This is a genomic window from Salinicoccus kekensis, from assembly GCF_900220995.1.
Classification (GTDB): Bacteria; Bacillota; Bacilli; order Staphylococcales; family Salinicoccaceae; genus Lacicoccus; species Lacicoccus kekensis.
The window spans coordinates 318,505-334,059 of the sequence record NZ_OBQF01000002.1 but is presented as its reverse complement, the minus strand read 5'-3'; the positions used below and the strand labels follow the sequence as shown (position 1 = coordinate 334,059).

Sequence of the window (15,555 nt, the reverse complement as noted above, 5' to 3'; positions counted from 1 at the left end):
ACTGGGAGTGTAAAGTTTTATGGATATTGCAGTAATTGGTACAGGCTATGTCGGCCTGGTGACCGGGGCGTGTCTTGCCGAGGTCGGCAACCGGGTGACATGCATCGACATCGATGAAGAGAAAGTGGCAACATTGAAGCAGGGCATCAGTCCGATATACGAAGCGGGGCTTGAGGAACTGCTCCGGGAGAACATTTCCAGATCACGCCTGGATTTCACGACGGATTATGAAGAGGGGCTCGCTGGGAAGGACATCGTCTACATCGCAGTCGGCACCCCGCAGAACGACGACGGCTCTGCAGATCTGACCGCCGTTGAAGCAGTCTGCCGCTCACTGTCAAGACACCTTACACAGGATGTCATCATCGTCACGAAAAGCACGGTGCCGGTCGGGACGAACGAATACATCAAAGCCCTGATCGAGGAGGATTTGGAGGGGGATGTGACAATAAACATCGCCTCCAACCCGGAATTTTTAAGGCAGGGTTCCGCCGTCCATGACACGTTCAACGGGGACCGCATCGTCATCGGTGCCGATTCACCGGAAGTGCTGGATGTGCTCGAGACAGTCAATGAGGGCTTCGGCCTGCCGATCGTCAGGACGAACCTCCGCAGTGCGGAAATGATCAAATATGCCTCCAACGCATTCCTCGCGACGAAGATCAGCTTCATCAACGAGATGGCGAACCTTTCCGAGCGGATCGGGGCGAACATCGACGATGTGTCAAGAGGCATGGGGATGGACCGGAGGATAGGTGAGGCATTCCTGAACGCCGGCATCGGATACGGCGGCTCATGTTTCCCGAAAGATACGCGGGCGATCATATCGGTCGCAAGGGAAGCTTCATATGATATGCAGATCCTTGAAAACGTCGTCGACTCCAATGAGCGCCAGAGGGGCATCATCGTCGACAAAGTCATGGACCGCTTCCAGTCAATCAAAGGCAAAAAAGTCGCCGTCCTCGGCCTCGCCTTCAAACCGAACACGGATGATGTCCGTGAGGCGCCTTCGATATCGGTCATCGAAAAGCTGCTCGGTGAAGGCGCCGAAGTGCACACATTCGATCCTGCAGCCATGGAGAATGCCCGTAAAGTGCTGCCGGAAGGTGTACATTACACGGACAGCATCGAAGCGGCCGTAAAGAATGCGGAGATTGCGATCATACTGACCGAATGGAAGGAAATCAAAGAATTCCCGATCGAAAAGTATGAAGCGCTGATGGCGAACCCGGTGGTCTTCGATGGCAGAAACTGTTTTACGCTTGAAGAAGTCGCGGGGACCGGTGTGGAATACCACTCCATCGGCCGGCCGTCCATTGGAAATTAAGCCCGAAAGCCGACGTCGCTGTCGGCTTTTTTTATTAGGGCCATCCTGTGGCGGACAGGCGTTTATTTGTATACTGGACCTGCTGTGATATAATACACGGGATGAAATATCGGATTTCCCGGGAAGGCTTGAACATTTATGGAGAAGAAGAAAATACTGTTTTTCATATACCGGATGGGCGGCGGCGGTGCGGCAAGGACGCTTTTGAACATCATCAACAACATCGACCGGACACAGTTCGCACCCCTTCTTGTGACGCTCGACCGTGAAGGCGGGTATGAGGAGTATGTGGCTGCGGATGTCCCCTTCATCAAGCTCGGAACGAAGCGGCTCCGGGGTGCCGTGACCCGGCTCGCAGAAGTGATTAGGGAAGAACGTCCCGACATCGTCTTCAGCACGATACCGAATTACAACATCGTGGCACTTCTTGCGACGAAACTCTCACGCACGCCGGCCGTCAATGTGGTGAGGGAGGCGGCATACCTCGGCGGCACGGTGAAGGAGGATGCCAAGCTGCGTTTCGCAGGTTTCCTGTACAGGCGTGCAGCGAGGGTGATCGCGCTGTCGGAAGGCGTCAAAGAGAATATTATTAAGCGGTATAAAGTGAATTCTGATAAAATTGATATTATATATAATCCGGTGGACGTGGAAGGCATCCAGGCGCTGATGGGGCAGGATGATATTGAACCCGGGCATCAGGCTGTCTTCCATAGCGGCGGCAAGGTCATCATCACCGCGGGGCGCTTCCACCGTGATAAAGACCAGAAGACTTTGCTCGAAGCATTCAAGCCGGTGCAGGAGGAACTCCCGGGCACCCGGCTGATGATACTCGGCGAGGGTGAGCTTGAAGCGGAACTGAAGCAGCAGGCAGAAGACCTGGGGATAGCGGACGCCGTCCATTTTACGGGCTTCCGGCGCAACCCGTATGCCTACTTCGCACAGTCGGATCTGTTCGTATTATCCTCCGTCCGGGAAGGTTTCGGCCATGTGCTGACCGAGGCGCTCGCAACGGGCACGCCGGTCGTCTCCACAAAAGCACACCCCGGGGCCGGGGAAGTGCTGGATGGCGGGGAATTCGGATTGATGTGCGAACCTTCCGATCCAGAGGCCCTTGCGGAAAGCATTTCATATATGCTGAAGCTGGATGAGGCAAAAAGACAGGCCATCATTGAAAAAGGGCTCCGGCGCGCCGGGATGTTCCATGCAGAAAAAATAGTGAAGCAGTACGAACGGATGTTTACGGATGTACTGAAAAAAACTTGAAAAACAGGAGAGTCATTATGGAAAGAAAAAAAAGCGTGATACATATGACGACCGTCCATCACCCTTATGATCCAAGGATCTACCATAAGCAGTGCAGATCGCTCCAGGCGGCCGGCTTCGACGTCACACTGATCGCAAGGCGCGATCCGAAGCGGAACGAGGCGGGCAAAACCATTCCCCACATCATGCTGAAGACGTATAAGTCGAGGCTTGCCCGCATGGTCTTCGGCACTTATGATGCGTACAGGCAGGCGAAATCCCTGGGTCCGGACATCATCACTTTCCACGATCCGGAGCTGATGCCCGCAGCGTGGGCCCTTAAGAATAAAGGTCACACCGTGATCTATGACATCCATGAAGATTACATCACGAGCATCATGCAGAAGGATTACTTGAGCGAGCCCGTCAAAAGGATCGTCGCTTCCGGATATAAGTTGATGGAGAAGTTCTTCACCAGGAGCATGGGTCTGTCGCTTGCGGAGAAGTATTACGAAGAGCGCTACCCGGATGGTGTCTGGATACTGAACTATCCGACGGTGAATGAAAAATTCCTGCAGCACGAACGCACCGGACCCGCGGAGGACCGGGTGCTGTACACCGGGAACGTCTCGCATGTCAGAGGCGCACTGCAGCATGCGAAGCTGCCGGTGCTGGATCCGGATATCGAAGTGCACTTTGTCGGCAAGTGTCCGGGCGACCTCGCAGAAGAGATGTATGAAGTGGCCGGCAGTGCATCCGGCAGACTGCATATAGAAGGCATCGACAGCTTCATTGAAAAGGAAGTCATCGAGGAAAGGTATCTTGAGCGGAACTGGCTTGCGGGCATCGCGCTGTTCCCGCCGACGGAGCACTACAAAAAGAAGGAACTCACGAAATTCTTCGAGTATATGAATGCAGGACTCCCCGTCATCTGTTCCGATTTCCCGGTATGGAAAGCATTCATCGAAAAATATGAATGCGGCATAGCAGTCGATCCGGAAGATGACGCGGCGATCAAAAATGCGCTCGATTATTTGCGCGAACATCCGGATGAGGCCGCCCGCATGGGTGAAAACGGGAAAAGGGCCGTGATGGGGGAACTGAACTGGGAGACCCAGGAAAGGAAGCTCGTACGCTGGTACGATGCGCTCGGAGGGTCCGGGACTTCCGGTGAGGAACAGGAGGCATGAAATGATGAATCAGGACATACCGACGGTGTCGGTGATCACACCTGCATATAATGCGGAAAGATTCATAAAAGAAACGATACAATCCGTCCTCGACCAGACATACTCCGATTGGGAGATGATCATCGTCGATGACCAGTCCAAGGACAGGACGGTCGAATATATAAAAGAGATGCAGGCAGAAGACGACCGCATCCGGCTGATGGAGCTCGAAGAAAACTCCGGCTCCGCAGTGGCGAGGAACACCGCCATCGAAAATGCGAGGGGGCGCTATATCGCCTTCCTTGACAGCGATGACAGCTGGACGCCTGAAAAACTCGAACGCCAGCTCAGGTTCATGAAGGATAAGGATATCGCGTTTTCATTCACAGCATACGTACGCACGCTGGAAGACGGCACGGAAACGGATTACATTTCAAGGACACCGGCGACGGTGGACTGGGATGCACTGATGAAGCGCTGTGTCATCGGCTGCCTCACCGTCATGCTCGACCGCGGGAAGACGGGGGATGTGAAGATGGTGGACATCCGCACGCGTCAGGACTATGCACTATGGCTTGAACTGACACGCCGCGGATTCACGGCCCACGGCCTTGCGGATGTGCTCGCGAAGTACAGGGTCGTCGGCGATTCCATCTCGAGCAACAAATGGAAAGCGGCAAAGCGCAACTGGTATGTATTCAGGCACATCGAATCCCAGAGCCTTCCGAAGGCGCTGTGGTATTTCGGGCACTATGCAGTGATTGCCGTGAAAGATCTGATCAATTACAAAATTGCTTTGAACAGAGGTCCGGGAAACAGAAACCCCGGACGCGAGTAAACTAGGCGGTGTCATTTTAAATCATGAAAACTTATTTGAAGGAAATGCTGAGTCGTAAAGACTTGCTATATTATCTTGTGAGGTCCGGCCTGAAGGCGGAGCACCGCAACAGCTATCTCGGCTATTTGTGGTGGCTGCTCGATCCGCTCCTGAACGTATTGGTCTTTTATTTTCTCATCGTCATCATACTGGACCGCGGGGACACTGAAAACTTCCCGCTGTTCCTCGTCATCGGACTGATCGTCTGGCGGTGCATCAGCTCGACGCTGAACTCTTCTTCAGGGTCAATCATGCGGTACAGTTCGATCGTAAGCCAGGTCTACTTGCCGAAATCATTGTTCCCGATATCATTCACGCTGACGCAGCTGTTCAACTTCGCTTTCGGGTTCGTCGTGATTGCGGCGTTCCTCGCATGGTTCCGTGTGATGCCCGGGTGGGAGATCGTGTTCCTGCCGCTCCTGATCATCATACAGACGACGTTCCTGCTCGCCATCGGGATGATCCTCGCCTATGTGACGGTGTTTGTAAGGGACATCGAAAACGTGCTCACATATGTCACGCGGGCGTTCTTCTATGCTTCACCGATCATCTGGGAAGGTGGCAGGCTGCCGCCGGAGTACGGCTGGGCGGTCACATACAACCCGATCGCCGTCATCGTCACTTCCTACAGGGATATACTGATGTATGACAGCCTGCCGAACTTTTTGGGACTCGGCATCATCTTTGCAGTATCGCTTGCGGTCATAGTGTACATGCTGTGGTACTACAGCAGGAACGAATATAAGATTATCAAGGCGCTGTAAGGCTTGAAGCAGAAAACGAATTTTAAAAAAGAGGGTTTTTGAATTGACTCTTCATGAAGATTCAAAACTGAATGAGAACACACAGGAGAAAAAGACGGTCATCAAATCTGAGGGCACCGGCATCACCTTTTTCTCGGGCAACCATGCCGCCGATTTCAAATCGAGGATACTCGACTTTTTCCAGACTTGGAAACTGCCTGAAAGGAAACTCGTCCACCCTTTGAAGGACATCACCTTCGAAGGCAGGGAGGGCGAGATCCTCGGCATCATCGGCTCGAACGGTGCAGGCAAGTCGACGCTCTCCAAAATCATCGCAGGCATCTTGAGGGAAGACTACGGCGTGATGGACGTCAAAGGGAAAGTGACGGCGCTATTCTCTTTCGGGATGGGGTTCAACCAGGAACTGCCCGGGCGTGAAAACGTCTATTTGAACGGTCTGATGCTCGGCATCGAAAAGAAGGAAATCGATAAATACATCCAGGATATAAAAGACTTCTCGGATCTCGGTGACTTCTTCGAGCAGCCGATGAAATATTACTCGAGCGGCATGAAGTCGAGGCTCGGCTTCAGTGTCGCAGCAAACCTGCATCCTGAAATACTCGTCATAGACGAGGCACTGAACACGGGGGATGCCAAGTTTTCGCAGAAAGCTTCAGCGAAGATGAAGGCCCTCGTCAAGGATGCGAAGATGGTCATCCTCGTCACGCACAGCCTGAGGTATGCACAGCGCAACTGCAACAGGATCATGTGGCTCGACAACGGGGAAGTCCGTGAAATCGGCGACCCGAAGACGGTGATCGCGAACTACCGTGCCAGTGTGCCGAAAAGGCCCCAGAGGAGAAGGCAGGGCAAGCTCGAACTCCGGAAGACCGAGACGGAGATGAAGGACAATGTCGTCATCCGGGCAAAAGATGTCGGTGTGAAATATAAGCTCACGACCGGTGACTTCTGGGCTTTGAAAGATGTAAATTTCGAAGTCAGGGAAGGCGAGGTCGTCGGCATCATCGGGCATAACGGAGCAGGCAAAAGCACGCTCTGCAAGACGCTGACCAAGATCCTCCGTCCGGATGAAGGCGAAATGGAGCTGTACGGTGAAACTTCCGCACTCCTCGGGTACGGTACAGGATTCAACCCGCATTTGACAGGGGAGGACAACATCTACCTCAATGCCCTGCTGCTCGGCATACCGAAGTCGCTTGTGGAGGAGAAATTCGATGACATCATCGAATTTTCAGGCCTCGGCGCAAAGGTGAAGAACCCTGTTAAGGACCTCTCCAGCGGACAGAAGGCCCGCCTCGGGTTCAGCATCGCTGCAAACCTGCAGCCGGACATCTTCATCGTGGATGAAGCGTTGTCGACAGGCGACCTTGCGTTCCAGCAGAAGGCCAGTGAACGCATCCAGGAGATGATGAGCCGTGCGAAAGTCGTCATCATCGTCTCGCACAGCCTCGCCTTCATAGAGAAGATATGCACGCGCGGCATCTGGATGGAACAGGGCAGGGTGATGTTCGACGGCACTGCAGAAGAAGCGGTGTACAAGTACAAGGAAGCCCAGGGCCTCCTGAAGCCGCCCGTACAGAAGCGGCAGGTCCGAAAGCAGGGTGCTGCCGGCAACAGGCAGAAGCCTGTGAACAAAAGAGCGGGTAATCAGAACGTAAGGAAACAGGCTCAGAATCAGAATGAAGCGACGACTCACAAATGATATATGAAGGTGGTGCCTTGAATGCTCAAGAAAATAATATCGAAGCCGGTCGACTGGGTGGTCTATTCGCTGCTTGACGAGAAGCAGCGTAAAAGAATCGGTGATGCACTTTCGAAAAAGCAGAAAGAGAAGATCATACGCCTGTTGAACGGGAAGAAATTTCATCAGAGGAAAAAGCTGAAAGCGTTGAAGCACCATCTTTATAATCTGGGTTTTACGGAAAAGGCTCTGAGTGATATGGAAGGCTTTCTGGACCAGACGGATAATAGTGAAATCAGAAGACTCATCTCCTGGGAGATGAGTCTCTGGCATGCCAACAGAAATGACTTGGAAGGTGCAAAAGCGGCGGTAAAATATCTGCCGATCGCGACAGAAGGCGAAGACAGCCCGGATCAGCAGAGAAGAATCGTCATCGTCACTGCAGAGTGCTTCGACCGTCTGTCTCACAGGGAACATGCGCTGGAACTCCTGGAAGGCCAGCTGGATAAAGCGCCCCATCCCGACTTGTATCTGGCGATGGCGAACCTCGAGGAGGACCTCGAAAAACGGATGGCACTCATCAATAAGGCATTCCTGATGTATGACCTCACACCGATCGGTTTCAATGCGGACTTCGATAAGGCGACTTATGACGACCTCATCACCATGCCATCCGATGAAACAGTGGAGGAAGGGCCGAAAGTTTCCGTTATCCTGCCGGCCTACAAAGCGGAAACAGGGATCAGGGTGGCCATCGAATCCATACTGGCACAGTCATGGCGGAACCTGGAACTGCTGGTCGTCGATGACTGCAGCCCTGATACGACCGTGGAGACGGTGAAGGAATATGTGAAAAAAGACCCGAGGGTCAGGCTGCTGTCGACACCCAAAAACAGCGGGCCGTATGTCGCGAGGAACATTGCGATGAAAGAGGCGGCGGGAGAATTCATCACGATCAATGATGCGGATGACTGGTCCCACAGGCAAAAGATCGAAATACAGGTCAAGCACCTCATGGACAATCCGAAAGTGATGGCAAACACTTCCGAACATGCGCGGCTCACCGAGGAACTGAAACTGTACCGGAGGGGGACGCCGGGGAAATATATATTCCCGAACATGTCCTCGATCATGTTCAGGAAAAAAGAAGTGCTTGAAAGAATCGGCTACTGGGACAGCGTGCGCTTTGCCGCAGACGGCGAGTTCAAACGCCGCCTGATCAAAACGTTCGGACAGAAGAGCTACGTGGACCTGAAGTCGGGACCGTTATCGCTGCCAAGGCAGTCCGTATCATCATTGACGGGCAGCTCGGCATTCGGTTATGACGGTTTCTTCATGGGTGTCAGAAAGGAGTATGTCGAAAGCCTTGAGCATCATCATGAAAGGTCCCACAGCCTGTACTACCCTTATCCTCAAGCCGTACGGCCGTTCCCGGTGCCGGAACCGATGTGGCCGGAACGGGAGGAGAAACCGGACGGCTACAGGACGTTCGATGTCGTCCTTGCAGGGGATTTCAGGCAGAACAGCACGTTCCATATATATAAGATCAAAGCATTGAAAAAACAGCACGGCCGCATCGGCCTGGTCCAGCTCTATGAATATAACCTCGACATCGAAGGCGGCATGCAGCAAGATCTGCGCAACATGCTCGACGGGGAGAGCCTGCAGATGCTCGTCTATGGCGAGAAGATCAGAACGAAAGAACTGATTGTCACAGATCCCGGAGTGCTAAAGTTCCATCAGAAATACCGTCCGGAGATCCGGACGGAGAAGGTCACGGCGGAAAACCTGGAAAATCTCCAACCCGAGGAGCGGGAAGAAGTCCAGCACCGTATGGAAGAATATTTTGGCATGAGGGCGGAGGATGTGTCGCATGATTGAAAATGAACAGCTCACGGCCGAGCTGCAGGCAGCACGGGCGAGGCTTGCAAGAAGTGAAGCGGACAGAGACGAATCGTACGGGGAGCTGGCAGCTGCACAGGCGGAATTCAGGAATGCAGAAAGGTTCATCGAAGGCGCAAAACGCCTGCCGCAAAGTCTGAAAGGTTTCGTCCGTGCGACGGGCGCATACGCGCTCGGCAGGCGGAACCGTAAACAGCTGTACAGTCCGTCCTACAGGCAAAAAGATGCCCGCAACAAACTCAAACCCTACATCTATCACCTGTATGACCTTGGGTTTACCGGGAAAGCACTCCGCGACCTTGAAGCAGTCCATGCCGCATCGGACGGCAGCCTGAAAAGAGCGGCCGCCTGGGAACTCGCCCTCTGGCACGCCAATAAACACACCGAAACCGGTGCAAGGCGTGCTTTTGAATATTTACCGGGTGCCGTAAAGGGTGTGAAAGACGCTGACTTCCTGCGTCGTGCGGCGATCATGGCAGCGGAGTGTGCAGACCGTGCAGGCAGCAGAGATGCTGCAGGGCGGATACTAAAAACCGTGATGGATCAGGCGCATCCGGATCTCTATCTTGCGGCAGCGAATCTGGAAGATGATCTGGATAAGCGGGCAGAGTGGATCAACAGAGCCATGACCGTTTACGGCATCGCACCAATCAGATTCGACGGCAGCACGTATGAGGATCTTTCGGCAACAGCACCGCGTGAAACCGGGGGGCCCAAAGTCACCGTCATCATGCCGGCATATAACGCGGCCGAAGGCATCGCAACAGGAATGGAATCGATCCTGAACCAGACATGGCAGAATATCGAGCTCATCGTCGTGGACGACTGCAGCCGGGATAACACCGTTGATATCGTCAAAAAGTACGCAGAAAGGGATCCGAGGGTCAAACTGCTCTCCACCCCGACCAACAGTGGGCCGTATGTGGCGAGAAATATTGCGTTGAAAGAAGCGACAGGTGAATTCGTCACCATCAATGATGCGGATGACTGGTCACACCCCGAGAAGATCGAAACGCAGGCGAGGCATCTGATGGATAATATAGACACGATCGCCAACACTTCGGCGCATGCAAGGCTGACCGAAGAATTGAAACTCCATAGAAGAGGTACACCCGGTACTTATATTTTTTCAAATATGTCATCCTTGATGTTCAGAAGACGGCAGGTTTCAGAAAATATCGGTTACTGGGATACTGTGCGTTTCGCCGCCGACAGCGAATATAAAAAGCGCATTGCTGTCGTATTCGGCAACGATGCAGTTGTGGACCTCGACAGCGGACCGCTGTCGTTCCCAAGGCAGTCTTCGGGGTCGCTCACCGGCAGCTCCGCCTTCGGCTACAAAGGGTTCCTTGCGGGTGTGAGGAAAGAGTATGCAGAAGCCCACGGCCGCTTCCACAGGAAGGCAGATAAGCTGGAACTGCATTACCCTTACAACCAGACGGAACGGAAATACCCCGTCCCGGAACCGATGTGGACCGAAAGGGAAGAGAAGCCGGATGGCTACCGTCATTTTGATATCGTGATCATTGCAGATTTCAGGATGGGCAATGCACATCACCAGGAAACGATCAAGGAGATCCAGCTCAACAAACGGCGCGGACTCCGTACCGGGCTCGTCCAGATGGCCCATTATGATTTCAATATGCCGAAGGGTATCGACGAGGGCATCCGGCAGGTGATCGACGGCAAAGCTGTGCAGATGCTGGTATACGGGGAGTACATCAAAGCAGATGTGATGATCATCAAACACCCCGGCGTATTTTTGGAAAATCAGGAATATATCCCTGTCGTAAAGGCACGGGTGGTGCGCGGTGTACTCGAGGAAAATTTCAAACATCTAAGGCAGTGTACACGTAATGCTTCAGAATATGCAGGCAAAGAGGTAAAATGGTATCCAATGGATGATACGGTGCGTGAAGACATCAATGAAAAACAGATCAGGCTCTCCGCGGAGAACTGGACGGACTATATATCCAAACTGGATGAGTGGATCATATAAAATACCCTTATAAATATGGCGGTGAAAAACATGGCGGATGAACGGAAAAAAGAGAAGCGGGCGCTCATCAGGGCATTGATGGAGGCGGAAGCCGAGATCAATAAGACGAACCGGGAAAAAGAGGCGGCCGATAAACGCATCAAACAGATCAAAAGCAGCAGGACGTATCAGGCGGCCGGTCCTGCGAAAAAGTTCAGGACCGGTAAAGACGGCGGACAGGAAATCACCCTGCTCCGGGAAGAACTGGACAAAGTCAAAAAGGAGCTTGAAGAGACGAAGGAAGCGCTGCACCTTTCAAAGCTCGACAGCCGTTCGATGAACAGCATCAAAATACGTCATTCCGTCAGGGAGATGGAAAATGATGCACGCCTCCTTGATTACATCGATGAAGCGGTCAGGCAGAAAATCAAGCACGATGAAAATTACATCGATGCGCTGACGTATGCCGCAAGGCTCTTTATGAACGACCGGGACGAGTACAGGGAAGCGGTTTATTCAACGCTCCTGTCCGGTCTTAAAATCGAGGATATCCCCGAGTTCATGATGCGTGAAGCAATGACCGGCAGCCTCCAGCTGAAGCAGGCGGCCTCATTCAGGGCGGCCTTGAACATGCGGATCAGACAGTATCAGCTGACCGGGACGTTGCCGGAATACGTACTCGATGATAAGCAGACGGCCTATGCGTTCATGGATAAACTCGCAATCAGAAGGCCGTGGACTTCGGATCAGACTTACAAGGCGGATGAACTGCCGCTTGAACCCCAGACGGTTGTGAAGCCGAGGGACGGCGCAGGCGCGAGGGGCGTGTACCTGATCCATGACATTAATGATATAATCGACCTCAAGCGTGCGAAGGCACTCGACAGTAAAGAAGCCCTGATTGCGAGCATGAAGGCAGACGTTGAAAGCGGCTGGGTGGAAGAAGACGACTGGATGATGGAAGAACTCATCATGGAAGACAGGGAGAATAAAATCCCGGGAAGCGACATCAAATTCTACTGCTTCTACGGTGAAGTCGGCCTGGTGCTTGAGATCAAGCGATATCCCGAACTGAAATACTGCTGGTGGACCGCGGAAGGTGAGCGGGTGCATACCGGCAAGTATGACAACGAACCGTTCAAAGGTGCAGGGGTCACCCGGGAAGAAATTGAAATGGCACAAAAAATCAGCAAAGAAATCCCTGCACCGTTTATCAGAATCGATTTCCTAAGGTCCGAAGACGGACTCGTGTTTGGTGAATTCACGCCTAAACCCGGCAATTATGATGAGTTCGATGCGGAGACGGACCAGTGGATGGGGGACTTGTTCCTTGAAGCAGAAGGCCGGTTGTTCAGAGATTTAATGGAGCAGAAAACGTTTGATACTTTTGAAATGACTTAATAAAACAGAGCAGAAAATAATTTTAAAGTGAGGGAATAATATGGTTAAAAATCAATCAATGTACAAAAGACTAGGAATAAAAACTAAATCAGGCTCTTTTAAAAAATGGTATGGAGCCGGTTTATTGAATGAAGTAGATGAGAAATTTGTAGCCGAAGTTAAAGAATACTGGAATGATAAGACAGACCGCACACTGGATCCAGCTTTGCATCTTGCTTTTATGAACCTCAATGGTAAAAAAGAACCGAAGTTGCTATCCTACGGTGTTATGAATTATGAAGTTTATCCGGTTTTTAATGATTATAGTGTGACCAATTTTTACGGTGATAAAAATATATATGATCGCGTAATCCAGCCTTCGAATACAGTCGTAACAGTTTTAAGGGGAATAAGAGGGAAATACTTTGATGCTTCATATAACTACATCGATTCTTCAGAGGCACTGGAAATATTAAACAAAACTGATAAAGACATGATTATCAAGCCAAGCAGGTCAAATAACGGTTCTGGCATTTCGAAATTTAAGATAGATAATAATCGAGCATATTTTAGTGATGAAACTGTGAGTATCGATGATTTACTCAATGAATTTGGTGGGAATTTCATAATTCAAGAGATGCTTGAGCAGCATCCCAATATGGCTGAACCCCACCCTGACTCTGTGAATTCGTTAAGAATGGTCACCTTCAGGTGGAAAGGTGAGATAAGATATTTACTTGCTTATGTAAGGATAGGCAGTAATGGTGACATCAGAGATAATGGTGATACAGATACTGATCCACGAGTCGGTGTTAAGGATAATGGGGAGTTCTTCGACTTTGCACTTTCTCATGATGGTAAAAAGCATTTTGAACATCCAACGACCGGGTTTAAATTCTCTGAACTTAAACCTATACCGAATTATGATGAATTCATTCAATATGTAAAGGAGTTGCATGAGAACTTCTTACATCTGGATATCGTATCTTGGGATATCGCTGTGGGGAAAGAGGGTCAGCCTGTGTTCATTGAAGCAAACTTTGCTGGGCCTATTCCCTTCTATCAATTAGTGAGTCAGAAGCCGATGTTTGGTGATTTGACCGAGGAAGTTATGGAGTATGTTCAGAAAAAAAGGGCACAACGAAAATTCAAATTGATGAGTAAGCATGAAAAAGTTCAAATAAAAAGAGAAAAAAACAGGACACGCAAAGAGCTGAATGATAACAGAAGGCTTGTAGCAGAACTCAAGGAAGAAGTTAACAGATTAACAAATGAGAACTTAAAGAATGAAGAAGTGAATAAAAAGAAAAACTCTAAACTAAAACAAGAGAAGCAGACACTGGCAAAAGAAAATCGTGAGTTATTAAAAGAAAAAACTGGATATGAAAAAGAATATAAGAAAATGAAACAGAGCAACAGTTGGAGAATAACAGCGCCTGTACGCTTCATCAGTTCAAAATTCAAGAAAAAATAAATTGGATTTAACCGCTTTCGAAATCATATAAATTTAGTTGTGAGGAATTTTATGAATAACACATACCCTTATTGGTTGACCGAAAGAATGCTTCACGGAATACGCAGATTCAACATAGATGCCTACCTTGTGGCTCTGGAGGGATGGAGAAGAGGATTGTCCCTGACTTTTTATGAGCATAACACCACAGAAACAGATTTGAAATTGATTGGATTTGATCCAATCGGAAAGCTTTTCTCACTCGAGACGGAAATAAAGAAGCATTTCTTCTACCGTACCCGCGGAGACAAGATAACGAAGGAAGCCGTGGATATAGGTACTGATAAAGAAGCAGCAAAAAATTATTTGTCAGAAGCCGGTGTTGATGTTCCGCAGGGATTCAGCTTCACAAGTGAAACTCCTTTGGAAGAAGTTCGTGAAAAACTCTCCCGGTTGAAAGGGCCATTGGTATTGAAGCCTACATTCGGAAGTCTGGGCAAAGGTGTGACCACCAATATAAAGTCTGAGGGAAATTTTTTCAGCAGCCTTGAATATATCCAATCGACATATGATTACACGGATTTCCTGGTTGAAGAGTATATCACCGGGGAAGATGTGCGTGTGTATGTGGTCGGTGATGAAGTTGCAGCTGCAACCAAAAGGATCCCGGCCAACGTCACAGGTGATGGATCCAGCACCATCAGACAATTGATTGAAGAAAAAAATGAAAAACGTAAATTGAATCCGCACACATCTACACGTCTTATAAAGGCTGATGACAGAGCAAAAGAATACTTATCCCGGCAGGGGTTTGATTTGGAAAGCGTACTGGACGAAGGACAGACAGTATTCTTGAAAGGTGAAAGCAATATATCAGCAGGGGGAGACTCCATAGATATTACTGAGACACTGAGTGAAAGTGTAAAAAAAGTGGCAGTGGAAGCAGTCGAAGCCATTCCGGATCTTCATCATGCCGGGGTCGATTTAATAGTGAATGAAGACCGCGGCGCCGTGATTGAAATCAATTCAACCGGCAGTACTGCATTGCATACTTTTCCACTTTACGGTGAACCTCAAAACGTCGCAGAAAAAATCATTAACTACTACTTTCCTGAAACCAGGAATGTGACAACAAGTGATCAACTATTTTTTGATTATAAAAATATCTTGAAACAGTTAAGAGCGAATCAGCTTAAGAAAATTGAAATCACTGATGCACCGGTTGGTGAGTTTTATGCTAAAAAGTATATCATTTCAGGAAAGGGCCAAAATATTCATTACAGAATTTGGATTGAAAATCAAGCAATAGCTTATGGTTTGCATGGTTATGCTCGGAATATTAAGAATGATAAAGTTGCGGTGGTTATCGGAGGAATAGATAAAGAAGCTATTCAAATGTTTGAAGAAACTTGTTATGAAAATGCTAAAGTTTTGGATATAGATTACGTAAAGAAATGCGATTGGCATAAAGAGATTAATATTGGTTTTCAGATTTAAAAATGATACTAATACAAATTATAAATTTTGATAAAAGAACTATGTGAATACATTATTTAAAGAGTTTTATGAAAAATGAATACACTAATATAAAAAAAGAAATATGACTGGTAGATTAATTTATCGGAAGTTTAAGTAAGCAGGGTAAACATAAGTTAGATTTAATTAGTATTTTATTTATGAAATAATATGAAATCAAATAGCATTTAGTACCTTCTCTTATAGTTTGAAATCCGTAAGCGGAAAAAGAAAAATGATTACTAGGTAATCAAATTGCTTTCGCTC

At 49.6% G+C, this 15,555-nt stretch carries 11 protein-coding genes; all 11 read left to right on the top strand.

Going from position 1 to position 15,555, the window contains the following annotated elements; translation table 11 throughout:
- Positions 1–19 precede the first annotated feature (19 nt).
- The 11 genes from CRN96_RS06355 (at position 20) to CRN96_RS06305 (ending at position 15,270) form a co-directional block, all read left to right on the top strand.
- Complete coding sequence (locus CRN96_RS06355) at positions 20–1,327, top strand: UDP-glucose dehydrogenase family protein (protein ID WP_097040270.1); 1,308 nt, start codon at positions 20–22, stop codon at positions 1,325–1,327.
- A 138-nt stretch (positions 1,328–1,465) separates the two neighbouring features.
- Positions 1,466–2,590 (top strand): glycosyltransferase, encoded by a 1,125-nt coding sequence (locus CRN96_RS06350; protein ID WP_097040269.1) that lies wholly within the window; start codon positions 1,466–1,468, stop codon positions 2,588–2,590.
- A 17-nt stretch (positions 2,591–2,607) separates the two neighbouring features.
- A complete protein-coding gene (locus CRN96_RS06345; RefSeq protein WP_097040267.1) occupies positions 2,608–3,759 on the top strand; it encodes a glycosyltransferase in 1,152 nt (383 codons plus the stop codon).
- A gap of 4 nt (positions 3,760–3,763) precedes the next feature.
- A complete protein-coding gene (locus tag CRN96_RS06340) occupies positions 3,764–4,576 on the top strand; it encodes a glycosyltransferase family 2 protein (protein WP_097040383.1) in 813 nt (270 codons plus the stop codon).
- 23 nt (positions 4,577–4,599) lie between these two features.
- Entirely contained in the window at positions 4,600–5,379 is a 780-nt protein-coding gene (locus CRN96_RS06335; RefSeq protein ID WP_097040265.1) for an ABC transporter permease, read from the top strand.
- A 43-nt stretch (positions 5,380–5,422) separates the two neighbouring features.
- A complete protein-coding gene (locus tag CRN96_RS06330; RefSeq protein WP_097040264.1) occupies positions 5,423–7,081 on the top strand; it encodes an ABC transporter ATP-binding protein in 1,659 nt (552 codons plus the stop codon).
- Between the two features lie 21 nt (positions 7,082–7,102).
- Positions 7,103–8,941 (top strand): glycosyltransferase family 2 protein, encoded by a 1,839-nt coding sequence (locus tag CRN96_RS06325; protein WP_097040262.1) that lies wholly within the window; start codon positions 7,103–7,105, stop codon positions 8,939–8,941.
- On the top strand, positions 8,934–10,961 hold the full coding sequence (locus CRN96_RS06320) for a glycosyltransferase family 2 protein (protein ID WP_179647132.1): 2,028 nt from the start codon (positions 8,934–8,936) through the stop codon (positions 10,959–10,961). Before CRN96_RS06325 ends, CRN96_RS06320 begins: the two co-directional genes overlap by 8 nt.
- Positions 10,962–10,976: 15 nt before the next feature.
- Complete coding sequence (locus CRN96_RS06315) at positions 10,977–12,341, top strand: ATP-grasp fold amidoligase family protein (RefSeq protein WP_245844566.1); 1,365 nt, start codon at positions 10,977–10,979, stop codon at positions 12,339–12,341.
- 40 nt (positions 12,342–12,381) lie between these two features.
- Positions 12,382–13,794, top strand: coding sequence for a sugar-transfer associated ATP-grasp domain-containing protein (locus CRN96_RS06310; RefSeq protein ID WP_097040258.1), 1,413 nt, complete (start codon positions 12,382–12,384; stop codon positions 13,792–13,794).
- A gap of 51 nt (positions 13,795–13,845) precedes the next feature.
- Complete coding sequence (locus tag CRN96_RS06305) at positions 13,846–15,270, top strand: ATP-grasp domain-containing protein (protein ID WP_097040256.1); 1,425 nt, start codon at positions 13,846–13,848, stop codon at positions 15,268–15,270.
- The last annotated feature ends 285 nt before the right edge of the window (positions 15,271–15,555 follow it).

Bases quoted from the DNA above. Each gene is read 5' to 3' on its own strand.
- CRN96_RS06355 (WP_097040270.1), top strand. From the start codon at position 20: ATGGATATTGCAGTAATTGGTACAGGCTATGTCGGCCTGGTGACCGGG.
- CRN96_RS06350 (WP_097040269.1), top strand. From the start codon at position 1,466: ATGGAGAAGAAGAAAATACTGTTTTTCATATACCGGATGGGCGGCGGC.
- CRN96_RS06345 (WP_097040267.1), top strand. From the start codon at position 2,608: ATGGAAAGAAAAAAAAGCGTGATACATATGACGACCGTCCATCACCCT.
- CRN96_RS06340 (WP_097040383.1), top strand. From the start codon at position 3,764: ATGAATCAGGACATACCGACGGTGTCGGTGATCACACCTGCATATAAT.
- CRN96_RS06335 (WP_097040265.1), top strand. From the start codon at position 4,600: ATGAAAACTTATTTGAAGGAAATGCTGAGTCGTAAAGACTTGCTATAT.
- CRN96_RS06325 (WP_097040262.1), top strand. From the start codon at position 7,103: ATGCTCAAGAAAATAATATCGAAGCCGGTCGACTGGGTGGTCTATTCG.
- CRN96_RS06320 (WP_179647132.1), top strand. From the start codon at position 8,934: ATGATTGAAAATGAACAGCTCACGGCCGAGCTGCAGGCAGCACGGGCG.
- CRN96_RS06315 (WP_245844566.1), top strand. From the start codon at position 10,977: ATGGCGGTGAAAAACATGGCGGATGAACGGAAAAAAGAGAAGCGGGCG.
- CRN96_RS06310 (WP_097040258.1), top strand. From the start codon at position 12,382: ATGGTTAAAAATCAATCAATGTACAAAAGACTAGGAATAAAAACTAAA.
- CRN96_RS06305 (WP_097040256.1), top strand. From the start codon at position 13,846: ATGAATAACACATACCCTTATTGGTTGACCGAAAGAATGCTTCACGGA.